Consider the following 25,256-nt stretch of genomic DNA (forward strand, 5'->3'; position numbering starts at 1 on the left):
GCGGCACCGCCGCCCCACCTAGATCGATCACCACGACCACACCCCGGAACCGACACATCCCCGCAGCAGGAACCTCAACCCAGGCTGGACCCTAATTCAGCAGGCTCCTAGGGCCCGACGATGTGCGGCTCAGGTGGGTCGAAGCTGGGATTGTCCGGAAGCGGTGTCTGACCCAGACCGTCACCGATCTCCTTGATGGTCTTCACTCCCGACAGCTTCGACGCGCCGCGGCGGGCGAGCGAGTCGTCGTACCACTCGAACCACGGATAACCGTATCGCTGGTACTCGGTGATCGTCGGTGGAGCATGGTGCGGTGCGGACCCGGTGAGATCGTGCCATGCGTCACTGTTGACGATCCGCACGGTCGCCTCGACGGTGTCGCCCACCGCCCAGTTCTCGCGCGGCTCGAGCGGACTGACGATGGACTGGGTGATCGACCCACCCGCGCCGAGGCCCATCGCGAAGTCGGATGTAGGTGCGGGACAGAAGTTCAGGGTGCCGAGATCAGCCGGCGGCTCCGGTGTCGCGCGTCGAGCAGCCAGGCGCTCGTTCCATGTCGACGCGCGGAGGGGCGTGACCTGGATGCGTATCGCGCCGTCGTCGGACCCGACGAGCTGCTCCGCGGCGGTGTAACCGGAGCCGAGTGGCATGGCGACGAACTGACGGACGGATCTCTCGTCGACGCGGAAACCGTCGAGCCAGGGTTGTTCGGGTACCTCGAAATAGTCCTCGGCGTCGAAGTCCACGGTTTGCGCGAAATCCTCGCCGGTGATCGCATCGATCCCGCCGACAGACATGCGTACGAGGAACGGGTAGTCGGTCGGGGAGGTGAAGCGAAACCATGCCGCCTCGGCCTGCCACATGGGGAGCAGCGTGTCGGACTCGGACCAATCGGCATGCCGGCCTCGAAGTCTGCCTGCGTTCGTGAGGTGGAAGCGTCCCAGCCCGGGCGGTAGACCGAATGTGGTCTGGTCATCGGGGACGCGCAGGGTTCGCTGCACTGCGATGGACAGGCGGGCCTCGGCGTGGACCTCCGGGAATGCGAAGTCTAAACAGTCGTCGTCGATGGTCATGGGCATTGGGGACCTCCACGGAGTCGGTTGTGGCTCGAGGGTATGCACGGGGTCCGACATCTTCAGGCGTGCGCTGTCCTGCACAGGAATCGGCCACCTCGTCGTCAACCGTGGTGTACTGGATTGATGATGTACGTCGTGATTGCCGTCTTCGTGGTGGTCATGGCGGCGGCCCTCGTCGTCTTAATGGGAATGGCCATCGGCGCGTTCTCGGCGATGTTCTCGGGCATGCGCGACGACCGACGCGCCCGGAGGTCGGAGGTACGGTTGCGGTCGGGCAACCCGGGCCCGGCGCGGGCACCCCAGGACTCCCCGACGGATCCGTTGGGCGACCTCGCCGACACGCTTCGACTCGCACAGGCTCGACGCTGGGAGTCGTGTCAGGCAATCCGCGAGCGACTGGACGACGATTCCACTGACGGTGGGAAGGCCGGTGCCGGCGGGTTCAGGCTCCGTGCCCTGGACATCTGGTGCGGTCGGTCGCCCGAGGGGATCGACGTCGGATCCGACACCGGCGCACTCGACCGCTTCGCATCCGACCCGATAGGCCAGATCGCGTGGACGACCGCGGCGGTTGCCGACCGCATCAGTGAACTACCCGCGTGGCGTCTCGACTTCTTCGATCGCCACTTTGTGCGCGTCGACCTGGGCAGTGAGGTCACCGCAATCGCGAGCGCGGCCGTCGGCCTTCGCGACCAGTTCGCGCTGCTCGGCGAGGCGCCGTCGGGACACCTGGCCGCCGACCCGGAAGTGGTCTCGACCTTCGCCGACAAATCGTTCCTCCTTTCGGGGCGACTCGACGAACTCGTGCGGCGACTCGAGGCGTTCGCCGGGTACGAGCAGATCGTCGCGCAGATTCAACATCGCCAGGAGAAGCAAGCGTGGCTCGACCGTGTCGGTGAGATCGACGATTTCGAGCACGCCGTCGCCACCGAATGGGATCGGGCAGAGGCCGATCGGGTGCGGCACCTGGCCGACGAATCGGATGTGCTGGCCTCGATCTACCTCGATGAGATTGCGCCGCTGGTGAAATCGCTGAGGCGCGATCGACTGTAGGCTTCTGGCACCGTGATCACTCTGGGGCAGTGGCGATCTGGAACAGCACTTCCCGGCGGACGACGAAGCCGAGCTGCTCGTACAGTCGGATTGCGCCGACGTTGCGGGCATCAGCATGCAGGATCGGGATGTCGCCGCGTGCCCGGATGCGGTGCGCCAGGTCGAGTACGAGTCGTGAGGCGAGTCCGAGGCCGCGATGGTCGGGGTCCGTGCACACGGCGCTGATCTCGGTGTATCCCGGTGGGCTCAACCGTTCGCCACCCATCGCGATGAGGCGGCCGTTGCGTCGGATCCCGACGTAGGTGCCCATCTCGATGGTCCTCGGCCGGAAGGGGCCTGGGCGGGTGAGTCGGACCAGCTCGGTCATCTCGGGCACATCCTCGTGCGCCAGTGTCACGGCTTCGTCGTCTGGTCGAGTGTCGAGTCCGGCGTCGATCATCTGCACGCCGGGCAGATCCATCGTTGTATCCCATTCGGCGGGAGCTCGATTCGTGACCACCGGCAGGAACAGGGAGCCACCCGGACCGACGAGTTGGGCGGCGTCCGACCAGTCTTCCGCGGTGGGGGAGTCGGGCAGAGCCGCCATGGGGCATACGTCGGGGTGGTACCGCAGGGCCGCACCGTGGCGCTGCGCGAAGTGGGCATGCGGTCCGGTCAGGGCCGCGAGAGCCGGATTTTCGAGCATCGCGTGACCTGCGACGCCATGTTCGGATGTTCGTTCGTCGGTGATGCGGTCGGTCACACGGTGACGATACGCCCGCGCGGTGGGGGCCGGTGCTCGGGTGTCTTCGCACTTCAGGGTCGTCCGCCGAACCCAGGGCGTCCTGGCCCACGCAGCACCGTGACCCGCATCCAGGTCTCGGTGCCAGATAAGGGGACGTCAGGTCGAGGCTTTGTCGGACCCCTGGGCGAGTATCGACATATGACTGAATGGATACCGCTGATCGGCGGATTGGCTACTGCGTTGATCGGCGCGCTTGCTGTGACTGTGAAAGCGCGCGGCGACATGGCTACCAAGGGGAGCTGGGAGAGAATAATGCTGCTGATAGAGATCAGCGAGAAGCTGCCGGAAGGCAACCTGCGTCTTCGGCTCGACCAGTACAGGGATGTGCTCGTGCGCGGCGCACTACTGAGTTCCACCCGTGTTCGTGCCCGTTGGTTTCTTCTTCTGTTCGTTCCGGGTGGGATCCTCGCTCTCACCGGCAGCGGTATCGGACTCGCGGGAGTGATAGCCGACGACGCTGCAATGGAGTCGATCGCAATGTCGCTGTTCTGGACCGGTTTCGTAGTCATGTTGCTTGCGCTGTTCGTTCCGATGGCGCCGCAACTGCCGCCTGGGGCGCCGCGCCGCAAGGCCAACAGCGAATTGATTGAATTCAGAAGACAGGTTCTCGAGGATTTCCCGAACATCGAATCCGAGAAGGGCCTTTCGATAGCTTCGGATGTCCTCGCGGCGATGAGACGGTAAGTGGTGTAGCCCAAGAGTCTGAAGTTGGATCGTTTGATCACTGGATGACGATGCGCCCGGTTGGGTACGCGAGAATCCGATAGCCGACTCGTAGACCAGACGGTCGCCGAGTCCGAGAACTTCGGAGTCCTCAGGTCAGTACGATCTCCACTGGCACCGCGTTGCCGAGGGTGTGTCCGACAGGTGAGCTGGCCCGGACCTTGGCGTGTAGTTCGTCGAGCTTCTCGCGCGGTGCGTCGGAGTCGAGTGTGACTCTCGCGGTGATGGATTCGAAGCCTGCGTGACCTTCTGCAAGGCCGAGGAACACGTGCAGGTCGAGGTCGCCCTTCAGGTCGATTCGCAGGTCCTTTAGTTCGATGCCCGCAGTGGTGGCGTTCGCGGCATAGCCGACAGCCAGGCAGTTGCCCAGGGCGCCGAGCAACTGCTCGACCGGGTTGGGTGCCGTGTCGCCGCCACCGAGGACGGCGGGCTCATCTGACGCCACAGGCGGGAAGTTTCGAATACGGGCCTCGGATGCGAACGAACCGGTCCACCGGACGTGCGCGGCCCACGTTGTCTGTGCCTTGGTCGCATCTCCTTGGATCGCTGCGACCAATTGGCCGACGGCGTCTATGTCCACGTCGTTGAGGCGGGTGGCGGTCTCGGTCATGGTGCTCCTTCGACGGTCTGGTTGCCGACGAAGCTATCGGGCGCAGCTGAGTACGCCGACAGTCTGCATCACCGTGAGCGGAACACTTGGATGTTGTCGCAGCCAGGAGCATCCTGCACCACAGGGGTCAGTACCCCCGCGACCGCCAGACCTCAACTCGATGGCCAGACCTCGATCGAAGTCCAGGAGTCGAGATGAGGTTCGCCGGTGGCCGGGTCACCCAACGGACTGTTGAGTACAGACGCTGCGCCTGTCTACCAGGAGATCTCGATCTCCAGCTCGGACTCCTCGGTGCCCCGTTCGATCTCGATCTTCAACTGCACCGTGTCCGGGATGTCGACGCGCACTGTCTTGTTGTTCTCCACATACGACACTTCGTTGTGGCGTGCGATCGCGTCGGCGAGTTCGTGAATTCGCTTCGCTGCTTCTTCACGGGTGAGCTGTGTCTTGGTCTTGTGCTCGAACAGTTCGTCGCTCATCAGTCCATCTGAGCCCACCGCTGGAGCGCGGTCAAGCGTGTCGCGTGCCGAAGTCGAGAGTTCACCGCAGCTCAATGCGGTGGCAGTGGACGCGTCCAGTATATTGTTCAGCATGCTGAATAATATGGGTGAACGACGCGCCGTGCGTACGGCAGTGGAAGCTCGGGTGTGAGTGTGACACCCGTGGATCAGGTCTCGGTGCCGCTCGCACTGTTCGACTATGTGCCGGTCGTGCTGGGTGCGGTCGGAGCCTTCCTCGTCGCGCGACGCCTGGGGGCGGCGCTTGCGTACATCGGTGCCGCGATGATCTTCGCGGGTGGGTTTGCCAAGGCGACGGAGAAGCTCTTGTCGGCCACTGGTATCGCGGACATCCCGAGGCTCGCGGATGCCCTGTTCCCTGTGATGGGTTGCGGGTTCCTGCTTCTGGCCGCTAGTGGTGTGTCTCGGTTTTAGCTAACTCCTTGTTCGAGTGCGGCGCGGGCGCGGGCGACCTTGGCCAGGATCGACCTGGAGGTTGCGGTCCAGACATATGGTGTCGGGTTGTCGTTGTGGGCGTTGAGGTATTCCTCGATGCTCTCGATGAGGTCGGGCACGCTGGCGAAGATCCCACGGCGGATGTTCTTGTCGGTCAACTCCCGAAACCAGCGTTCGACCTGGTTGAGCCACGACGACGAGGTCGGGGTGAAATGGAAGTGAAAACGTTTGTGCCGCTCCAACCATCGCAGGACTTCGGGATGTTTGTGGGTGCCGTAGTTGTCCAGGATCACGTGCACCTGCAATCCCTTGGGGACTTCACGGTTAACGGTGTTGAGGAACGTGATGAACTCGCTGTGGCGATGTCTGGGTAAGCATTGTCCGATCACCGTGCCGGTGAGCACGTCGAGCGCGGCGAACAAGGTGGTGGTGCCGTTGCGTTTGTAGTCGTGGGTCATCGTAGCGGCACGGCCGGTGACCATCGGCAACGACGGCTGGGTTCGGTCGAGGGCTTGGATCTGTGATTTCTCGTCCATACACAGCACAATCGCCTTGTCCGGCGGTGTCAGGTACAAGCCGACCACATCGATCAGCTTCTCTTCGAACTGCGGATCGTTGGATACCTTGAACGTGTCCACCCGATGCGGCTTAAGCCCAAGATCAGACCAAATGCGTTGCACGGTAGCCGGACTCACCCCAACATGGGCGGCCATCGTGCGGCACGACCAATGGGTATGCCCGGGTGGAGTGCTCGTCTTGGTCAACCGCACGATCTCGGCGACCTTCTCCTCACTGATCGAAGACTTACGGCCCCGACCAGCTCGTACCTGCCCGAACTTCGTCAACCCGTCCTCGGCGAAACGCGTGCGCCACGCCCGCACTGTCACCGCGGTCACCCCAAGTTCCTCGGCGATCACCCGATTCGCTTCGCCGTCGGCGGCCATCAGCAAAACCCTGGCCCGCAACACCTCACGGTGCGGCGCGGTCTGCGCCCGCGCCAACGTTTCCAACGTCTCCCGCTCGGCTTTCGTCAACCGCAAACAAGCTGCCGGTGCACTCATCAACCCAGCCTACCGAACAACGAGCTAGACAATTGCGAGACACACCACTAGCGCGTGGGGAGTCCGCAATATTGCTCTCGCGGCGCCCGTAGTGGGTGCGGCTGCCATCGGCGTCGCGGTACCGGATATCGCGGGCCGGTACCTGGTCGGTGTCATCGTCGGAGCCACCGCGCTGTACGCAGCTCTCGCGCGCGACGCATGGCGCGACCGAGATGTGACGACGGTGGCGTTTCTGGTGGTCTGTCTGGTGGGCACTTACACGTTGGGGCCGTTGGCAGGGCAGGAGCAGACGGTCGCGTTGCAGTGGATCGAGCAGTCGATCAACACGTTCAGTCAAGGAGCATTCGCTGTCGCGGCCTGGCGTCTGAGCGTCGGATCACGGAACAGAGTCTCGGTTGGGACGTTCGCCGAGGCGCAGCGAACACGTGTACCGAGACGCGGACCTAGGCGTTCCAGCTGATGTCGGTCCGCGCCAGTAGCGTGATGGTGTTGCGGTCCAGCCAGATTGGCGTGTTGATCGGCTGGGTGGCGTAGAGTCCGCGGCTCGCCGCGACGACGCGGTCGTACTGGCTCGGCCAGTTGATCTCGCTGGCGATGGCGTCGAGCGTGGGCCTCCCGCGACCAAGGGCGCGCCTCACGTGGGTCGGGGCGGGAAGCCGATCGGACTTGCTGGAGTTGCACACCTGGCAGGCCACCACAAGGTTGGTGAGTCCGTCGATACCTACGCGCGACCAGGGAAGGATGTGGTCGACGTGCCGGTTGCGCCGAATTGTGTTGCCGCAGTAGAAGCACACTGCCCCGAACTCGTCGACCAGTGCGTCGCCTGCTCGCTGCAGGGATACGCGGTCGGCGCCGAACAGATGGTGCGCTAAATCGGGGCCGTCGTCGAGGATGTACTTGTTCATGCGTCGAACGTCGTCGATCCAGGCGAGCTGAAAGGCCGGCTTGAGCAGCGGTGCCAAGCGGGCGAGCGCCGTGCATACGCCGGGGAACAAGGTCAGCTTGTCGCCGTGTGCGGTAACCACTTTCCGGGAGTCGGTCCCCATCCAGGAATCGTCGTACAGGAAGCGCGAGTTGGTGTCGCCTGATGTCAGGTTCTGGAGTAGTTTCAGCGGGTACCTCACCAGCGTGCGTTTGACTGTCGAGTGTGCGGCTCGATAAGCGTCAGAGTCGTGGGGCCCGCCGACTCTGAGCCCGCTCACCCGTGGCCCCACATTGGACGAACCCAGAGTCGCAACGACATTGAAGATGACTCCGCGACCGTCAGTGGACTGACGAAGTCGGTGACCGTCGAGCGGTCGCAGCTGTCGCGCGTACAGTTCGATGACGCGGTCGGTCAGGTCGTCGAGGCTGATGTCGACTTCAGCGTTTGCGTCGGCGGGAACCGACTCGACTGCGAGGTCCAACAGTGCGACGAGCACGGCCAGCTTGTACGTTGCCGTCCGCCTACCGCCCTCGAGAATCGCCACGAGTTTCTGCCCGAGCTCGAGCGGATCGGCGGGCGCGGACATGGGGTCGAGTCTATGTCGCTGCCAGCGGACGCATGTGCGCGACGACCTTCTCCCAGTTCTCGTAGTCCGGCTGCCCGAAGTGGATGTGCTCGCCCTGGAATTGCTCGACCCCACGCGCGGTCCGGTCGTCGATGATGTAATGGCCGAGATTCAGATTCTTGTGATGCGAGAGAATCAGGCGTTTGTAGGCGGGCGAGTCTTCGCCTCGACCGAAATGCAACTTCACCCAGAGCAGTTTCTCGGTCCAGGCCAGCGGATTGTCCCACGGTGCGGTGGACAGGATGTAGGTGTCGAACAGCCCGGACAATTCGTGAAACGCTTCGATGGCGCCGGGCATCGGCTCCATCAACGAGAAGATTCCCGGGACGTCATCGAGGTCGCCGTGGAACCGCTGCTGCTCGGCCTCGCTCAGTTTCGCGATGCCGGACTCGAAGTCGACGAGAGTGTTGTCCATGTCGATGTAGAGGACTTTCTTGGAAGGTGTGCTCATGGTTCCTCCTGTGGTGAGAATTGAACTGTCACATTGAGAGTGGGTCGCAGTCCCCGAGCGTCAGTCACTGTTGTGCTGGAGCCGCGGCTGCAGGTTGACGATCCTGTCACCGGCGGGCCTACCCCGTCGAACGGTCTGTAACCGTGGGGCCGGGTGAAGCCGGTCGTGGAGTCGGGGCAGCCCGTTGTCGACGAAGTCGAACCACTGGTAGAGCCCCGTGAACAGATGGTCGCGTCCGAAGCAGCGGGCGTCGACGCGTCGAACAGCCCAAAGGTCGGTTCCGTCGAGGACGAACTCGACGGTGGGGTAGTCACCCGCGAGATCGTCGAGTAGGCCCTGAGTGAATCGCGGGCGCCTGACGTCCGATTCGAGGTGCCCGAAGATGTCGATACACGGAGCGTCAAGGGAGATGCCGATCGACGACGTGAAATGCGCTGTAGGAAGTGCGATGGTGGCGTCGGAACGGATGGGGAAGGACCCGCCGCAGAAGGTGGCGAGTTCGTCGCGGATCAGCAGGCGGAACCGATCCGGTCCGAGATTTTCGGGGTCGATCACCGGCGCCCGGTCTGGACGGGGCCGACCGACATCACTGATGAAGCCGGGATCCGGGACGTTCCAGACTTCGCGCAGCGTCTGCGCGGCGATCTCCGCCAAGGCGGCGGGTCCCTGGTGCCGTTCGCAGGTCAAGCGCCCGTCAGTTCGTTTCCGCCAACCGGACGTTCGAATGAGATCGTCCAAACCGGTTGTCTCACAGGCGATGGTGGCGTGCAATGACCCGTGTCTCCGCCGGCCGAATCGCAGAGCGAAGCGGAGGCCGGTGTTTTCCGTCGGCATGACGAAGACGATGTCGTCGAGTTCCATCGTTGCCAGCCGAGCTGTCAGCGTGCGTTCGAAGTGAGCCCACGCCGTTTCTACGGCTGCCTCGAAGGTGTCCTTGGCCATGGTTGTCTCCTTTCCGGCCACGTTCGACCTCGACGAGGACCCGAACGCGGGCGAGCTGGGGAGTGCTCTCGAATGGGAGCGGTGAGATGGTCCGCGCCGTAGCCGGCGCAGGATCACTTGACGCCCTCAGGATAGAACGCAGGTCCGACACTCTGTAGCCGGACATCGCGGAGAGGCTCTCGACCGAGAGCACCACGACCCACCGGTCAGTCCAACATCGATGATGTGTCAGACGGACCAGGCATCATGACCCCATGCCCCCGATCGACCTCCTGGCCGAAGCTGTTATGCGGATGAAAGCTGGTGCGCCACTCGCCAAGGTCAGTGTCGTCGTGCCCGACCACGGCTCCGGACGGGATGTCCTCCACAGTCTGGCTCGAGCAGGGTCCGTGGCCAGCACTAGCGTTCTCACGCTTCAGCAAGTCGTCTCGAATCTCGCGGGTCCAACTCTCGCACCTCGCCTGGCACTCGCATATCCACTGCTGGAAGCCGCGATTGCGCGAGTCCTCGCCGACGTCCCGGGAGTCTTCACCGACGTCGCCGACCAATCCATCACGGCGCAAGCCCTCGCCGGCGCGGCTTGGGAACTCACCGCAATCGACGAGCCGCGGGTGGACTCACCGACGCCCCTGGTCGCCGACCTCCTCCGCGTATATCGCGCAGCGATCGAGCGTCTGATCACCAGGTACTACCTCCCGCACGAGGCGTATGCGATTGCAGTTGAACGTCTGGCCGACCTCGGCGCGGTGATCGTCTACCACCCTGTCAGCAGGACCCGCGCCGAGCAGAAGCTCCTGCGTGCACTCCAACAACACGGTGAGACCGTCGAACAGGCGGTCACCGTCTCGCCAACCCGGATCATCCACACCTCTGACGCCGACGACGAGGTCAGAGCCGTTGTCCGCCTCGTGCGCAAGCATCTGGCCGGGGGCACACCCGGCCACCGCATCGGCGTCTTCTACGGCAGCGATGACCCATACCTACCACTGCTCCACGAACACCTCACCGCCGGTCACATCGCCTTCACCGGGCCCGAATGCCACACGCTCGTCGACAGACCCACCGGCCGTGCACTACTCGGGCTGCTCAAGCTCGACCTCGACGGGATGCCGCGCCGCGAACTCTTCACCCTCCTCGCCGGGGGTGCAGTCCGGCGCCCCGAAATCGACGACGACCCGATCTCGCAACGTCGGCTCGAACGCCTCACCCGCGAGGACGAACCCATCGTCGGCGGCGCCGACTGGGAACGACTCACCCGTGTCGGTGCACATGAAGAGCATCATGCGATGGCCGTAGCGCTGTACACGTACGTCAGACAGCTGCAAGCCGACCTGCACGCCATCGTCGAAGCGCCCGACTGGACCACCGCGGCCGGACGGCTGGTTGCACTGGTCGACCGCTACTTCCGTACACCCACGCGCGAGGTCGCTGCGGCCGACTTTGCCACTACCCGGGCCGACTGCATCAGCCTTGCCGGCATGGACGGCATCGCACCGCCGCCGAACGCTGCGCGCGTTCTGGATGCGGTCAGCGTGCGCCTGACTGCGCACCGAACAATGCATGGAGACTCCGGCGCAGGCGTGACCATCGGACCGATCGCCGCGGGCGCCGGGCGCGACCTGGACGTCAGTGTCGTCATGGGCAGCGCTGAAGGGATCATCCCCGCACCCCGCCGCGACGATCCGCTGCTACCTGCAGAACTCACCGGCATCACCGCCCGCGAGCGTATGGAACGGCAACGTATCGCCTTTGCGAGTGCGGTCAGCACAGGGCGCACGGAACGGATCGTCACGTTCCCCCGCGGCAACCTGCGCGGTGGCGCGGAGAGGGTGCCGTCACGATGGCTCATCCCGGCGATGGGCGGACTGGCCGGTCGTGACGTCAATGTCGTAAACTGGCAACGCGAAACCGAGAACGTGGAGCCGATCGTCGCGGTCGAATCTTTCGACGTCGCCGCCCAGCGCGCCGACGACCGAATAGGTGCATCAGCCGCATCCGACACCGAATGGCGGCTCCGCGAGCTCGCAGCCGTCCCCGCCGATCAACGCCGCGGCGCCCTCGACGACCCGATCATCAACCTCGGCATGAACCTGCGCAGCGACCGCCTGAACGGCCGCTTCACCCGGTTCAACGGCAACCTGTCGACGGTCAAGGAGCTGATCACCACCTTCGACCGCCCGGTGTCGCCGACCGGTCTCGAACTCTGGGTGCAAAGTCCCTATCAGTACTTCCTCGAACACATTCTGCAGCTCCGTGCGCTGGGCGACCCCGACGAGGTCGCCCAGATCGACGCCCTCACCCGCGGCACTCTCATTCACACGATCCTCGAGCGCTACGTTCTCGACACCATCGACGGCGCCGAACTGGACCTCGCCCGTCTGCACCTCGTCGCCCATGAGGTACTCGACGAAGCGCAGGCCAACAGTCCCGGCTGGCTCGAGCAACTGTGGGCCAAAGACCGCGGCATCATGCTCCGCGATCTCGCCGACTGGCACAAGCACAACCGCGCCGACCAAGACGATGGCTGGCGCCCGACGCACGCTGAACAGACATTCGGCACCGACTCGGCAGCCGAGGTGTCACTGGCGTTCGGCGACAACAGAATCCGCTTCCGCGGCCAGATCGATCGCATCGACCGACACAGCGGCGGCCGCATCCGCGTCACCGACTACAAGACCGGCAAGGGTGACAAGTACAAGGACCTTTCCGACGTCGCTCCCACCAATTCGGGGCTACAGTTCCAGCTCCCCGTCTACGGACTGTTCGCCCGCACGCTAGGAGCCGACGTCGAGGCCCGGTACTGGTTCGTGACCTCCACAGGCAAGTTCGCCTCCATCGGCTATCCCGTCACCGACGACGTCATCGCGACCCTGATCGACGACATGGCCCTCGTCCACCGCTCGATTCTCGCCGGCCACTTCCCGCCCAAGGTCGAGGACACACACTGGGAGCTGCCGGTCATCGACCTCCTCGGCCGCGCCGGACTCCGCCGTGCCTGGGCTGCGTTGGAGGACGTTGACGAAATCGCCGACTATGTACGGAAGTACGGAGGCTGACATGACCGCACTCCCTCTTGCCGACCAAGCAGCCCGCGATCGGATCACCTCCGACACCGCCACCACCCTGTTCGTCGAAGCCGGCGCCGGCAGCGGCAAAACCCACTCCCTGGTCGGCCGCATCTGCCGGCTCGTCCTGCACGACGGCATCGAACTCGATCGGATCGCCGCCATCACGTTCACCGAGAAGGCCGCAGCCGAACTTCGCGAACGAATCCGAGTCGAGTTGGCTGAGCACGACACCGAACGTGCCCGCGGTGCCCTCGAACAGATCGACACCGCGGCCATCGGCACCCTGCATGCGTTCGCCGCCCGCATCATCAGTGAGCATCCACTCGAAGCCGGTGTACCCCCGCGCATCGCGGTCGTCGACGCGATGGGGTCGCAGCTGTCGTTCGAACGCCGCTGGCGACGCATGCGCACCCGCCTTTTCACCGACGCCGCGCCGCCGATTCTCGTCGACGCCATGGGCATCATCATGGCGGCCGGCGCCTCGCTCGATCAGATGCGCGCGCTCGCCGACGCACTCGATCGCAACTGGGACCGCCTCACCCTCGACGACAACCCACAAGGCATCGCTCCCGCACACATCGACCGCATGCTGTGGGAGGCAGACGCGATCGCCGACAACCTCGCCGATTGCCTCGACCTCGACGACAAGCTCGCGCAGAAGCTGACCGAGCTGCAGGAGTGGCGCATCCTTGTTGCGGCAGAACGCGATGCGACAGGATGGATACCTGTAGCGGCTCTCTGTCCAGGCCCGGGAAACGGTGGCGCAGGGAAGAACTGGCGCGGTGGGTCCGCTCAGGTCAAAGAGATCAAGACTCGAGTCAAGGCGTTGCGTGACGAGATCTGTCCCGACATCGTCGGCACCTATGTCGACGGCGCAGTTCGCGTGGTGGTGCGGCATCTGTCCGAGATCGTCCTCGACGAAGCGCGCGAGCGGCAGCGGAGCGGCCAACTCGAATTCCATGACCTACTCGTCCTCGCTCGCGACGTGCTCAGCAAGCACGCCGTCGCCGCGACCACCCACGAGCGCTACCAACGGGTGCTGCTCGACGAGTTCCAGGACACCGACCCGCTGCAACTCGAGCTGGCGCAACGTATCGTCGCCGGCACCGACGAAGCGGGCAGGCTGTTCTCAGTGGGTGACCCCAAGCAGTCCATCTACCGCTTCCGCCGGGCCGACATCGCCGCCTACATGGCCGCGCGTGACCAGACCCCTGCCGCCGACGTCGTCCAACTGACGACCAACTTCCGCTCCACACGGCCGGTCATCGAATGGATCAACACGGTGTTCGGTCGGATGATCGTCGCCGACGGTCACGTCCAGGCGACCTACACGCCGCTGGACCCCGTGCCGAGCAGGCCTCGGTGGGACATCGAGTGGGGTCCGGAACCATTCGTATTCCCTGACAACGACGAGCCCGTCGACGATGAGGCTTCGCTGTCGCCGGCGGAGGCGATTCGAGCACGGGAGTCTCGCGATGTCGCCCGGATCATCGCAACGGCTGTCGACAAGGGCTGGTGTCGAGAGTCGCGAGCCGACGACGAGACCTACGAGCATGCGGCATTGACATGGAAAGACATCTGCATCCTCATCCCGTCGCGCACGGTTCTGCCCTTCCTGGAGAAGAGTCTGGATGCGGCAGGGATCGAATTCCGTTCGGAAGCATCGAGTCTCGTCTATTCGACGCAGGAGGTCCATGACCTGCTGGTGACCTGTCGGGCGTTGGCGAACACCGCAGACGAAGCGGCTCTCGTCGCGGCGTTGCGCACACCGCTGTTCGGTTGTGGCGACGACGACCTGCTGCGGTGGAGCACAGCGAACGGCCGATGGAGTATCCACGCCGACGCTCCGACCGAGGTGCTCGGATCCTCACCCGTTGCCGCCGCATATCGGTACCTGCGCGAGCTGTCGTTCGAGCTCGGTGACCTGAATCCCGGTGCCCTGCTGAGTCGGTTGGCGACCGACCGACGCGTCTTCGAGGTCTCGATGGATTCGCCCCGACACCGCGACGTGTGGCGACGACTGCGGTTCGTCATCGATCAGGCTCGCGCGTGGTACGCCGAGGATCGGGGATCGTTGCGCGACTACATCGACTGGGCCGACACCCAGGCCGACGAAAACGCGCGTGTGGCCGAGACCGTCCTTCCCGAGTTCGGCGTGGACGCCGTGCGGATCATGACCATCCACGCCGCCAAGGGTCTGCAATTTCCGATGGTCGTGGTCGCCGGGATGAGCGGCGGATTCCGCACGCTGCCGGAGTCCTTGCTCTGGGATGCGAGCGGCACACTGCAGGCATGCGTGTCGAAGTCGGTGACGTCGAAGGGGTACAAGCCGGCAGCCGACGCGGAGAAGGTCCACGCCGAGGCTGAGAAGAAGCGACTCCTCTACGTTGCCTGCACTCGCGCAGAGAGTCACCTCGCCGTTTCCGGATACACGGGCAAAGGTGCCTCGTGGGGTGCGACGCTGGCTCCCGCGCTGGACGGTCTGCCGAACAGGGTGCCCGAGCTGATCGAACCGGTACGACGCGACGACGATCCGATCGAGCAGTTCGAGCGGCAGCCCTGGGATGAGTGGACAGCCGAGACGGCCGCAATCGAGGTGTCGTCGGCGTTGCGTGCGTCGTACTCGGCGACGCGGATAGTGCATGGTGATGATGCCGCCGAGGTTGCGCTGCTGGACCGCTACCGTGAAGCCGGTCTCTTGACTGTCACTGCAGGAGAGCGTGTTTCACCCGGCATTGGAGGCGTCGACAGCGGGGCTTCGCTGGGCACCGCCCTGCACGGGGTCTTGGAGCAGACCGAGTTAGGCGCGGTCCTCGACGAGACCTTCGAGGCGGTCGCCCGCCAGGCTGCTGCTGCCGTCGGCATCGTCGACGTCGACCACTTCGTCGCACTGGCCCGATCTGCACTCGAGTCCGAACCCGTCCATCGCGCGGCTGTCGGCGAGCACTGGAAGGAGATGCAGCTCGCGGGGCTGGGTCCCGATGGCACAACGGTGGTCGAGGGCATCGCGGATCTGGTCTACCGCGACCCCGACGGCGGACTCGTCATCGCGGACTACAAGACCGACGTCGGTGTCGCTGCGCACACGCTCGAGGCCTACTGGGCGCAGCTGGCGATCTACGCCGATCTGCTGCGAAAGGCGACGGGGGAGAACGTCGTTCGGTTGGAGCTGGTGTTCTGTCGGGTGGGAGCGGCAGCTGTGGTAGCAAGGAGTGTCTGATGCGCGCCGGTATGGAATCGCGGGGATCAGCCCACGGCCGCAATGGACGGACCGGTGGACGCTCTGAGTCCGATGGGTCTCTCGCGCCGGGGCGTGCCACGAAGCTGGGACGTGCACGCAATGTGCAGATGACTGGCGGCGCGACGGGTAGACAAACTGAGTCGGCGTGGATCAATGATGGTGGGCACTACGGTAAGAAAATCGAGGTGGCATGATGCAGCTAATCTCTTTCTATGAGAAGGAGCCTGTCAAGACTGATGACGCGTCGGTCTTACAGTTTCCGTTCACAGAGGCCAGCGACTATACCTTCGGCAACGAACCGACGATAGCGAAGGTCATTTATGTTAGACATCCAAGAATTGAGGCGCGGCTAGTTCCCTATGGGCAGTACGACACGTTGGTCATGACGGACAAGTTCAACGAGGCGCTGCGAATCGTCCAAACTCTAGGGGCACACACTGTCGTCACGAAGAGTTTTCGCGGTGGCGTGTCTCGACTGTCAATTCGGGGACGAATTCCTCAGGCGGGAGGAGGATCTGCAGACCTTTCGAGGACCACTCGAGAAGAAGTGGCGTTCGAACAGTTTGGTACAGGGGGTCCGCCTGTTGACCCGGGCCAGAGCGTCTATCCTGATGAGGCGGGCTTTGAGGCTGCTCGTCGTGCTGTGTTGCTGAATGGTGCCCGACGGGTAGCGATCAACATCGAGAGCCAGTCGGCGTTTCGAATGGACTCAGATATAGCCAACCGGTTGACGAAGATCGGGTTCTCGTTAGGCGCGAGTGCGGAACGAACTCAGGTCCGATTGCTTCGGTTGGAGGCTGACTTCCCGGAGGAAGGGAAGCTGCACTCCCCTGATTCTGGTAAATTGGGGAACCTGGTCGATCCAAAAGAGCCGCTCGATCCGGATGGAACATCAGAAGATGGTTCTCGACGCTGGCGCCGAGCTCGCTGATTGAGCACTAACTCGAACTCGTAGGGCGACATGGATCTGCCATTTTTTGAGAATGAACAGCACGGGTCAGCGGTTGAGCAATGTGCTTAACCGCTCCTCGTTGATGACATGGATTCGTTCGCCGCGACGTTTGCGTTCGCGGACTTCGAACAGCTTGCTTCCCTCGCCGACCCCTACCGTATTCGCCATATTGCCGGCCCGGACGATGACTGTCGTCTTGTCGGTGACCGTGGATTGGACGGTTCCGCCAGCGCGACTGATCATCTGCGCCAACTTGCGTTGCGACCCCATTGCGAACCGGCCTGTGAGCGTTACATGATGTCCCCGTATCGATTTCGGCCCGGACTTGTCTCTCATGTCGACATCTCGTAGCTGCCGAAGCGCCTGAGATGCTTGCAACCCGCTCACGTATCGAAGGCCGTGATGTGCGGTGGCGTGCCACATCCAACATTTCAGATCGTCGGGGATGTCCAAGTCGCGGATGCCGGGCACGTGACTACTGTCGAAATCGTCGCCCGTCAACAAGGTACCGGCTAGCAACCCGACCTGGTAGATGTCCACCCACGTTGCCCAGTTCTGTCGTTCGTCCATGTTGTTCGGGGAGTAGGCAGGGGTGTAGGCGTCGATAGCAGAGCGTCTCGGGGTCAGGGAGTGTTTGGAGATACCGAAGTCGCCCAGCACAAGATGCCCATCTCGGATGAAGACGTTGGCGGGCTTGATGTCACGGTGGGTCACGCCACTTGCGTGCATGAGTGCGAGCACTTTCAGCAGGCGGCTGATCTCGCGACGGACTCGACCTGGAGTCCAACCGTGCCAGTCCCGGTCGTCTGCCAGATCGGCGACGGTCCCTTCGGGCATGTACTCCGTCACAAGGACATAGCGAGTGCGCCGGCCCGCCCCGGTGCCGAACGCAAACGAATCGAGAAGCTCGACCACCTCCGAGTATCCGGACAGCAGGTTGCCGAAGTGTGCCTCGCAATGCCAGTCGTCAGCGGACGCACAAATTTTGACGCAGACGGTGGTGGCTTTGCGTTGTCCGCGGCCCGACATTGCCGTCGCGCGGTACACAGAGCCGTAACCTCCACCGGCGATGTACGCCTGAATACAGTACTTCCGGCCATCGTCGTTGGTGATCGTCTGACCTGGGCGGAGCCGGGGTGAAGTCGACGCCATCGTTCAACGATAGGCGTCGCCGGCAGACGTGAGACCGAGAATCGAGAACCTTCGCATCGGTACCCAAGCTATGAAAGTCGCTTGTCACACCCCCGGCGGCAACTCCCCGAACCTGAACACGCGGTCGAAGACCTGTACGAAAGTCGATGAGACCGGGCCACCCGTCGGATTGGCATTGGCGTCCGCGGCACGTGGCCAGCGGTAGGTCACGGTGACGCTCACCGGAGTGAATCCGCTGACCCGGGTGTGTCCGGTCGGGCGGTTGGTGACACCAAGGTACTTTCCGGGCCGGAAGAGCAGCACCACGGCCGGCGACGAGACGGTGCCGCCCGCGACGTCGAACGTCGCCCACATCAGGGACGGGCAGTTAGGCGCGCGATCCAGCGATCGCGCCATCGGTGCGCGACGCGCTACCCATCGCAGTCCGGGCTGCCCGAAAGGGGGACCGACCGCGCGGAGGCCGAGCTTGACCTCCGACGAATTCAGATCGAGGCATAATCCTTGCCCCGCTGTTCCGGCCACCGGTTGGCTCCGTTGCGGGGCAGCTGATGCTGTGGGCGCAGCGAGCGTGATGGCGAGTAGCGCAACCGCGACCACGATCAGTTGTTGGACGGCACGTAGGCGTGAGCCGGACATGGTTGTCTCCCCGGTAGCGTCGAACGGTGGATGCACTTGCGAAGCTACGCCGGTGAGGCCCCGCGGTTGCTGCATTCGACCGAGACGGTCATATAACTGCGATCGAAGACGAGCCGGCGTCCCACACGAGTCCGCGACCCCGTGCCGCCGGTAGTAGTTCGAGCACCTTCTGCTGTACCTCAGCGACCGGATGGCCGAGCAGGACACCGTAAGCGACAGCCACGCTGGGTGTTCGCTGGTGTCCGGCCACGCAGTGCAACAGCACGGTTCTGCCCTGGGCGCGCAGACCACGAACCGCGTCTGCGGTGTCGGCGATCACGAACTCCAGGTTCGGGTTGTCGGCTGGATCGTCGGAGTCGATCAACCGTGATTCGACGATGTCGGCAGCGCCCGCGAAGCAAGTCTGGCGTCGACCGACCCGGCACATCGACACCACTGCGTCAGCGCCATGCTCGACCGTGGCGTGCGTCCCCAACAACACGCCGTCGTCGTACGGATGCGCCACCACCTCGGTGGCGACATGCTCCCGATAGCGGACGTCGTCGACGGTCGGCCACCCCTTCGGATCCGCCCGCCCGTCGCACGCGGCCAAGGTGCCGAGGCGTACCAGGTCCCGCGCATCGCTGGGCCGATCCTCCGGTGAGCAACCCTGCCGAGGCCAACCGTGTACCGCGCGCCTCCAGGACCAGGGCACCGCGCTTGCGCCCCAACGGGCACCGAGTAGACCGCCCGCGATTGCTGCGACGGTGTCCGTGTCGTTCCCGATGCGGATGGCGGTATCGAGCGCGTGCTGCAGGTGGCGGCACGGAACGTCGTCCGGGATCGGCGTCTGCATGATCGCGGCGACGGCGGCCTGGAGCGCGGTCACCGTGAAACCGTTGGGAGTGAATGTTTTCGGATCTGCGGTCGTCGCCTCGTCGAGCCATTGCGACCACCGCGACCTGCGGTCGGCGGGCAACAGGTCGAGGCCGGTGGACACATCGACCCGCCCGGTGAGCACGGCTGTGCGGATGGCTTCGGACCACAGCACACACGAGTCGCCGGCCAGCGGGTCGGCGTGGGTCAGCTCCGTGACGGCGCGGGTGGCGATCGCCAGTCGGTGCCGGTCGTGGAGGTGCGCCAGCGCGACCGGTGCGGTTCGCATGAGCGCTCCGTTGCCTGGCGACCGCGGATGTGTCTGCGCAAAACGCGCTGCCTCGTCCCGCATGAGGGACCCGACGCGCTCATCGTTCGAAGCTGACCCGCGTCGAACGGCGCTCAGCACCGCGCGGGTCTGTACTCCGACATCTGGTGGGTTGCCGTCGAACCAACTCAGAAAGTTCGTCGCGATGGCGTCGATCGCGTCCTCGGAGGTGAGATCGGCGCCCTTGGCAGCAACGAGTGCGATCGCCATGGCCATCGACGTGTCGTCGCTCCACTCGCCGGGTGCGAAGTCGCCCAGTCCGCCGCCGAGCATCATCGGTCTCTCGTCAGAACACAGACTTCTGCTTTCGAACTCGTACGGAACGCCGAGCGCGTCCCCGGCGGCTGTACCGAGGAGAACCCCTGCGGCTCGGTCGAGTTGGGCGATGGTGAGTCGACTCACGTGAGGTCCCTTCGGTCGGATGGGCGGGAACAAGCGGACATCCTCAATGGCGTCGGCCACGCTTGCGGTTCGTCCGGTGGTACGAGGCGCGCATCGCCTTGGATGCATACACGCTGTCCAGGGCGCCTGCGCTGACTCCGAAGCGGTCGAGCATCGCGATCTCGTCGGCGATGGCCGCACGGTCCTCGGGACGAGCCTCCTGCATGGCGTACTCGAGCTTCTGACGCGATCGTGCGAGGCGCCGCGAACCGCCGTCGATGTCGCCGGCCTCGTACGCTCGGGAGGCCTTTAGCTTGTCCTGCTGACCTTCTTGGTAGAGACGCTCGGAGTACACCTTCGGGTCAGGGACACGGCCTGCAGCTTCGTCGCCAGGGACGACGTTCACGACGACGGGCAGCGACACCGTGTGTTCCACGAGGGACGCGGTCTCGACGTAGCGCAGCTGCAACGTTGCCAGTTCGGTCAGGCCGAGGGCGGAAATCGAACCGACCTTCATGCGCAGCAAGAGTTTTCGTTCCTCGAGTGCGTAGAGATCACCCAGCTCGATCATCACCTCACCATCGCCGATCTGGTGTGCGGGAAGATCATTGAACAACGCGAGCTCTTGGACGCGCTGGTCGTATCGAACGGTCAAGGTGGCCGCTTGCGCCGACTTCGAGAGCAGGCCGTCGACCTCACCCGCGATGGCAGCACCGGCGGCATCCGGATTATCGGCGAACACATGATTTCCGTTGCCGGCGCGCGAGATCGCCGACAACAACGTTTCGTCGTACCCGCGGCCGTAGCCCATGGTGGAGGTGACGATCCCTTTGGATCCTGCTTTCGCCGTGATGCCCGCGAACTCGTCGACGTCGCGGATCCCGCTGTTGATGTGACCGTCGCTGATCACCAGGACGGTCCCGCCGCGGATGCCGGCAGACTCGCCGGCGCGCCGTATCTCCTGCAGGCCGCGTAGATAACCCGACGACAAGTCGGTGCAACCGCCGGTTTCGATGGCCCTGTGAATCGCCCCGGGTTTGCTGGGGGCTCGTTTACTTGGTTCCAGCGACTGCCGGGACCGGGTTCTCACGGTAGCTGGTGACTGTGTGGGTCGACCAGTAGGTGGTCTCGTACTCGACGGGTGGGACGTGCCCGATCTCGCCGTGCAGGCGGCGGTGGTTGAACCAGTCGATGTACTCGGCGACGGCGATCTCGACCTCGCCGACACCGCCCCAGCCACCGCGAGGGCGCATGACTGGGTTACGGATACACTCGGCCTTGAACAACGAGTTGAACGCCTCGGCCATCGCATTGTCGTACGAATCACCCTTGGAGCCAACAGAAGTCACTGCGTCTGCTTCGGCGAGACGTTCGGTGTAGCGGATGGCTCGATACTGCACTCCGCGGTCGGAGTGGTGAATCAGCCCGGCCACGCCCTGGCCGGCACGCGACCGCGCCCACAACCCCATATCCAAGGCGTCGAGCGCGAGGTCGGTGTGCATGGTGGTCGAGACCTGCCAGCCCACGACCATCCTTGAGAAGACGTCGAGGATGAACGCGGCATACACCCACCCCGAGTGTGTGCGGATGTAGGTCAGGTCCGCCACCCACAGCGCGTTGGGCGCCGCCGCGGTGAACTGCCGTTCGACACGATCGGCCGGCTGCGGAGTTTCGGCCCCCTCGCTGTGCGTGGTCTTCCGCGTCTTGGATCTCGTTATCCCCTGCAGCCCATCAGCTTTCATCAACCGCTCGACGGTGCACCGGGCCACGCCGATACCCTTTCTGCGTAGTTCGGCGTGGACTTTGCGGGCACCGTAGACGCCGAGATTGTCGGCATGCACGGTGCGGATCTCACCGAGGATCTCGCGGTCACGGACCACCCGTGGCGCCTCGACTCGTCGAGAGCTCAGATGGGCTCGGACTGTGGACGGAGCGATCTGGGCGGCCGTGTCGCGCAGGGCCGCGCAGATCGGATCGACTCCGTGTTCGTCGCGGAAAGCGGCGACGAACTCCACGATCAACGCTGTGGGCGGTCGATCTCCGCCGCAAAGAAAGCTGATGCCTGCTTCAAGATGGTGTTCGCCCGCCGCAACTCCCGGTTCTCCCGTTCCAGCTGCGCGATCCGCTCAGCCTCGCTGGTCGTGGTCCCCGGGCGGTCCCCGCCATCGATCTCGGCCTGCTTGACCCAGGTGCGAAGCGACTCCGGGTGCACACCGAGTTGATCGCCGATCCGTTTGAGCGCCCCTGGTCGCGTGGCTGGGTCCTTGCGGGCCTCCACCGCCATCCGCGTCGCCCGCTCCTTCAGCTCAACGCTGTACTTCCGTGGTGCTGCCATGCTCTCCATCCTTCACAGATTCGAGAGCCTCCGACAAACCCGGGGCGTTTCACTGATCGCGTCGGCGGCGCGCTGCTTGTCCATCAACGTCGAAGCAGGCAGCGCCACCTGGGCCGTGTCGTCGAACGTGACGACGCCGAACACGTCGTGCGGGTCGAGTTGGGCGACCACCCCGGCCAGCGCCTTCTTGGCGCCGTCGAGCGGCGCGCCGGACATGGAGCCGCTGCGGTCGAGAACGACCTGCAGGGCCGTCGGGGGCCGGTTCGCAGTCGGCGCCTCCGGTGCTACCAGCTCCACGAGAACCGTCAGCTCATCGGCGGATTCCAGGGCGACGACGTCGAAATCCAGTGCGGCAGAGAGCTTCATGATGCTCCTTCGGTGGTGAGGTGGGCGCGTGTGCCCTGGAGAGGTGAGGCCCGTGCTGCGGACGGCGGGGAAATGGGCCTTGAGACACCCTTTACGCAGTAATGCGATTAGTAGTTTGCGCAAATTATCGCATAGTGTCAAGCGGTGGCTTCGAGATCGTCCGAACAGTTGTCTGACTATCCGCGCCCCAACGTCGCCGTCGACATCGCCGTGCTGACCGTCGCTGCAGGTGCTGTGCACGTTGTCGTACAGCGGCATCCCGACTCAGGGCGCGTGGCTTTGCCAGGTCGGTTCGTGAGGGAGCGACGTTCGGTCACTGACACCGTGCGTGAGGTACTTGAGCTGAAGCTGGGGCTCTCGCCCGATCACGTTCATCCGCATCTTCTGGCGGTGTTCAGTGATCCTGATCGAGATCCACGGGGCTGGACGATCTCGATCGCGCATGTGGTCGCGTTGGGAGCCGACGACCTGGGTGGGGTGACCGGAGAACTCGTCGAGGTGACGCCGGACGGGGCTCTGGCTTCAGGGGAGCGGCTGCTGTACGACCACGACGCCATACTGGCAGCAGCCACCGACAATCTGCGCGAGCGCTACGAGGACAAGCCCGACCCGGACAATCTGCTGCGGGAGCCGTACACCCTGTCAGAACTGCGAGAGCTTCACGAGGCGATCCTGGGGCGACGCTTGATGCGGGATTCGTTCAACCGGCGGGTCCAGCCTCTGCTGGCGCCGCAGACCGACGGCGACGGAAACCCGGTCACACGTGTCGCCGGCGGCCGTCCGGCGCGGCTGTTCGCGAAGGAGGCGCCGCCGACGGCAACCTTCGGATGGCGGTTGCCGAGTGCGGATCCGCCGGCTTTCTGATGCGAAAGAGTCTTCAAATCGCTGGTCCCTACCTGCGAGTCCTGCGCCCTGGTCCTCAGTGGGGGCAGGATGAGTGACAGTCGAGGTGTCGACGTAGATGAACCGCCTGGTGGAAGGGGAACGCGGTGGTGACAGTACTTCCTGCGACTCCGCGATTCGCGGCGTCGAGTGAAGAGACTGTGTTCAAGGCGATCGTCGGACAGTTGCTTGAGGACGACCTGCTGATCGTCGGACAGCGCGTCACCGACCACGCGAAGGATCACGAGATCGATTTCCTCGTTGCCATCGCCGGCGCCGGAATCGTCTGCGTCGAAGTGAAAGGCGGTGAAGTGTGGCACGACGGAACATCGTGGTGGCAGGAGCGGGCAGGGCAGTCTGCCAAACGTATCGACCCCGTCGGGCAGGCCCGCGGTGGCTGCTACGCACTGCGAGAGTTCGTCGAATCGGATCCGAGATGGACTCAGGGGCGGGTGAGATGGGATCACATGGTCGTGTTCCCGCACTCGGAAGTCGGGCCCGCGTTCGCGCTGGCGGACTGTCCGCGGTGGAAGATCGTCGACCGCAATCAGATTGAGCAGATATCGCCGCTGATTCGAGAGGTTCTGCTGCAGAAAGTCGGGAGCCTTCCGGTCCTCGACGGTCCCGGGATCGAGCAGCTCGCCACGGTGCTGAGCGGGCGTGGCCTGCCGCAGCGCGACGTTGTGGCCCGCGCGCTGGAGAACGAAGAGGTGGCCGACGCTCTGACCTCTCAGCAGGCTGTCATCCTACGGGCCGCCCATCAACTCCGTCGCGTCGAGATCCGGGGTGGCGCCGGAAGCGGCAAGACGTTCCTCGCCATCGAACAAGCTCGGCGTCTGGCGCGTGACGGACAACGTGTTGCGCTGGTTTGCTATTCACACGGACTCGCTTCGTATCTCGAGCGGCTCACCGCAACCTGGAGTCGCAAGGAACGACCCGCCTATGTGGGCGAGTTCCATGAACTGGGAATCACGTGGGGAGCCGCAAGCGGACCCGACGAGCAGGAGCGCACCAAGGCCGCGTCGGACTTCTGGGAGTACACGCTGCCGCAGCAGATGTACGAACTGGCCCAGGCGCTTTCGCCGGGCAGGCGATTCGACGCGATCGTGGTCGACGAAGCGCAGGACTTCGCCGACGAATGGTGGAAGCCGATGCTCGCCTGCCTGCGTGACGAGGACACCAGCGGGATCTTCGTGTTCAGCGACGAGGCCCAGCGTGTGTTCGCTCGGCAGGGGTCGCCGCCCGTCGACCTGGTGCCACTCGTCCTCGACCACAATCTGCGCAACACCAAACAGATCGCAGAGGCGTTCAAACCGCTCGTCGGGCAACGGATGAGGCTCAACGGTGGCGACGGGCCGTCGGTCCGGTTCATCGCCTGCACGGCTGAGGAAGCACTCGGTGTGGCCGACGATCAGATCGACCCGCTGCTCGAGGACGGATGGCGCCCGGAAGACATCGCGCTGCTGACGACCGGCAGCCGACACGAGGAACAGAAGGCGCGCCAGTCGCAGGGAAATCGGGAGTACTGGTCGTCGTTCTGGGATGCCGAACAGGTCTTCTACGGTCACGTGCTGGGTTTCAAAGGTCTGGAACGGCGCGTCATCGTGCTTGCGCTCAACGAGGAGAAGTCGTGGGAGCGGTCACGCGAGCGGCTCTACGTCGGGCTGTCTCGGGCGCGTGATCAGTTGATCGTTTGCGGAGACCCGCAATTCGTTTTGGAGGTCGGCGGTCCCGAGGTGGCCCGGCGTCTCGTTCCATCAGGGGACGGAACGCGTAGATCTCGCTGATGTGTTGCCGCGCGCGAGCCGGACGGACGCCGAGACTTCACCTGCGCTTCACCAGCCATTGGAAGTGCTG

The 25,256-nt window shown here is 64.3% G+C and carries 19 protein-coding genes, 3 pseudogenes and 1 other annotated feature; of the genes and pseudogenes, 8 read left to right on the plus strand and 14 right to left on the minus strand.

The features are described from left to right. Nucleotides 1-107: 107 nt before the first annotated feature. The gene (locus tag LEL84_RS16730; protein WP_413466869.1) at nucleotides 108-1,079 is read right to left on the minus strand and encodes a hypothetical protein; all 972 of its coding nucleotides are present in this window, start codon (nucleotides 1,077-1,079) and stop codon (nucleotides 108-110) included. 120 nt (nucleotides 1,080-1,199) lie between these two features. Between LEL84_RS16730 and LEL84_RS16735 the strand changes: the two genes are divergently transcribed. Next, entirely contained in the window at nucleotides 1,200-2,129 is a 930-nt protein-coding gene (locus tag LEL84_RS16735; protein WP_226512231.1) for a hypothetical protein, read from the plus strand. Between the two features lie 16 nt (nucleotides 2,130-2,145). On the opposite strand, the gene LEL84_RS16740 is transcribed toward LEL84_RS16735, so the two are convergent. After that, nucleotides 2,146-2,871: a GNAT family N-acetyltransferase gene (locus LEL84_RS16740; protein WP_226512232.1), complete on the minus strand. Its 726-nt coding sequence runs from the start codon at nucleotides 2,869-2,871 to the stop codon at nucleotides 2,146-2,148. Nucleotides 2,872-3,051: 180 nt separating this feature from the next. On the opposite strand from LEL84_RS16740, the gene LEL84_RS16745 reads away from it, so the two are divergent. Further along, nucleotides 3,052-3,597 carry a hypothetical protein gene (locus LEL84_RS16745; RefSeq protein ID WP_065631195.1) on the plus strand — a complete coding sequence of 182 codons (546 nt, stop codon included), beginning with the start codon at nucleotides 3,052-3,054 and terminating at the stop codon, nucleotides 3,595-3,597. Between the two features lie 130 nt (nucleotides 3,598-3,727). On the opposite strand, the gene LEL84_RS16750 is transcribed toward LEL84_RS16745, so the two are convergent. Together LEL84_RS16750 and LEL84_RS16755 are read right to left on the minus strand one after the other, a co-directional pair. Then, nucleotides 3,728-4,246, minus strand: coding sequence for an OsmC family protein (locus tag LEL84_RS16750; protein ID WP_065631194.1), 519 nt, complete (start codon nucleotides 4,244-4,246; stop codon nucleotides 3,728-3,730). Between the two features lie 254 nt (nucleotides 4,247-4,500). Continuing rightward, on the minus strand, nucleotides 4,501-4,725 hold the full coding sequence (locus LEL84_RS16755) for an amphi-Trp domain-containing protein (protein WP_065631193.1): 225 nt from the start codon (nucleotides 4,723-4,725) through the stop codon (nucleotides 4,501-4,503). A gap of 183 nt (nucleotides 4,726-4,908) precedes the next feature. Between LEL84_RS16755 and LEL84_RS16760 the strand changes: the two genes are divergently transcribed. Next, complete coding sequence (locus tag LEL84_RS16760) at nucleotides 4,909-5,178, plus strand: hypothetical protein (protein ID WP_226512233.1); 270 nt, start codon at nucleotides 4,909-4,911, stop codon at nucleotides 5,176-5,178. Here the strand turns inward: LEL84_RS16760 and LEL84_RS16765 are convergent. The 4 genes from LEL84_RS16765 to LEL84_RS16780 form a co-directional block, all read right to left on the minus strand. Next, nucleotides 5,175-6,260 (minus strand): IS630 family transposase, encoded by a 1,086-nt coding sequence (locus LEL84_RS16765; protein WP_211540894.1) that lies wholly within the window; start codon nucleotides 6,258-6,260, stop codon nucleotides 5,175-5,177. The two genes, LEL84_RS16760 and LEL84_RS16765, sit on opposite strands and share 4 nt — an antisense overlap. A 443-nt stretch (nucleotides 6,261-6,703) precedes the next feature. Continuing rightward, nucleotides 6,704-7,771 (minus strand): HNH endonuclease, encoded by a 1,068-nt coding sequence (locus LEL84_RS16770; RefSeq protein ID WP_137810112.1) that lies wholly within the window; start codon nucleotides 7,769-7,771, stop codon nucleotides 6,704-6,706. A 10-nt stretch (nucleotides 7,772-7,781) separates the two neighbouring features. After that, a complete protein-coding gene (locus LEL84_RS16775) occupies nucleotides 7,782-8,261 on the minus strand; it encodes a 5' nucleotidase, NT5C type (protein WP_065631191.1) in 480 nt (159 codons plus the stop codon). A 60-nt stretch (nucleotides 8,262-8,321) separates the two neighbouring features. Continuing rightward, nucleotides 8,322-9,203 (minus strand): TY-Chap domain-containing protein, encoded by an 882-nt coding sequence (locus LEL84_RS16780; RefSeq protein ID WP_413466870.1) that lies wholly within the window; start codon nucleotides 9,201-9,203, stop codon nucleotides 8,322-8,324. A 254-nt stretch (nucleotides 9,204-9,457) separates the two neighbouring features. Here LEL84_RS16780 and LEL84_RS16785 point away from each other — a divergent pair, with 254 nt between their 5' ends. The 3 genes from LEL84_RS16785 (at nucleotide 9,458) to LEL84_RS16795 (ending at nucleotide 16,443) form a co-directional block, all read left to right on the plus strand. Further along, the gene (locus tag LEL84_RS16785) at nucleotides 9,458-12,259 is read left to right on the plus strand and encodes a PD-(D/E)XK nuclease family protein (protein WP_065631188.1); all 2,802 of its coding nucleotides are present in this window, start codon (nucleotides 9,458-9,460) and stop codon (nucleotides 12,257-12,259) included. 1 nt (nucleotide 12,260) lies between these two features. Further along, nucleotides 12,261-15,491, plus strand: coding sequence for a UvrD-helicase domain-containing protein (locus tag LEL84_RS16790; protein ID WP_226512235.1), 3,231 nt, complete (start codon nucleotides 12,261-12,263; stop codon nucleotides 15,489-15,491). A gap of 211 nt (nucleotides 15,492-15,702) precedes the next feature. Then, nucleotides 15,703-16,443, plus strand: a complete 741-nt coding sequence (locus tag LEL84_RS16795; RefSeq protein WP_226512236.1) for a hypothetical protein — start codon at nucleotides 15,703-15,705, stop codon at nucleotides 16,441-16,443. Between the two features lie 66 nt (nucleotides 16,444-16,509). Here LEL84_RS16795 and LEL84_RS16800 read toward each other — a convergent pair whose 3' ends face one another. From LEL84_RS16800 to LEL84_RS16825, 6 genes and pseudogenes are all read right to left on the minus strand, one after another. Then, nucleotides 16,510-17,616, minus strand: coding sequence for a protein kinase domain-containing protein (locus tag LEL84_RS16800; protein ID WP_226512237.1), 1,107 nt, complete (start codon nucleotides 17,614-17,616; stop codon nucleotides 16,510-16,512). A gap of 84 nt (nucleotides 17,617-17,700) precedes the next feature. Next, on the minus strand, nucleotides 17,701-18,138 hold the full coding sequence (locus LEL84_RS16805; protein ID WP_226512238.1) for an LppP/LprE family lipoprotein: 438 nt from the start codon (nucleotides 18,136-18,138) through the stop codon (nucleotides 17,701-17,703). Nucleotides 18,139-18,340: 202 nt separating this feature from the next. Next, complete coding sequence (locus LEL84_RS16810; RefSeq protein ID WP_226512239.1) at nucleotides 18,341-19,837, minus strand: ADP-ribosylglycohydrolase family protein; 1,497 nt, start codon at nucleotides 19,835-19,837, stop codon at nucleotides 18,341-18,343. Between the two features lie 43 nt (nucleotides 19,838-19,880). Further along, nucleotides 19,881-20,834: pseudogene (locus tag LEL84_RS16815) on the minus strand (hypothetical protein); the annotation flags it as partial. Between the two features lie 34 nt (nucleotides 20,835-20,868). Next, nucleotides 20,869-22,151, minus strand: a pseudogene (locus LEL84_RS16820) (IS3 family transposase). Beyond that, nucleotides 21,745-21,873, minus strand: a sequence feature (AL1L pseudoknot). (Overlaps the previous pseudogene by 129 nt.) 54 nt (nucleotides 22,152-22,205) lie before the next feature. Further along, a pseudogene (locus LEL84_RS16825) lies at nucleotides 22,206-22,517 on the minus strand (VWA domain-containing protein); the annotation flags it as partial. 144 nt (nucleotides 22,518-22,661) lie between these two features. Between LEL84_RS16825 and LEL84_RS16830 the strand changes: the two are divergent. Both LEL84_RS16830 and LEL84_RS16835 read left to right on the plus strand, forming a co-directional pair. Beyond that, on the plus strand, nucleotides 22,662-23,381 hold the full coding sequence (locus LEL84_RS16830) for an NUDIX hydrolase (RefSeq protein ID WP_226512240.1): 720 nt from the start codon (nucleotides 22,662-22,664) through the stop codon (nucleotides 23,379-23,381). A gap of 125 nt (nucleotides 23,382-23,506) precedes the next feature. After that, nucleotides 23,507-25,186 (plus strand): nuclease-related domain-containing DEAD/DEAH box helicase, encoded by a 1,680-nt coding sequence (locus LEL84_RS16835; RefSeq protein WP_159369885.1) that lies wholly within the window; start codon nucleotides 23,507-23,509, stop codon nucleotides 25,184-25,186. The last annotated feature ends 70 nt before the right edge of the window (nucleotides 25,187-25,256 follow it).

This window comes from Gordonia sp. WA4-43, from assembly GCF_020520305.1.
Taxonomy (GTDB): Bacteria; Actinomycetota; Actinomycetes; order Mycobacteriales; family Mycobacteriaceae; genus Gordonia; species Gordonia hongkongensis.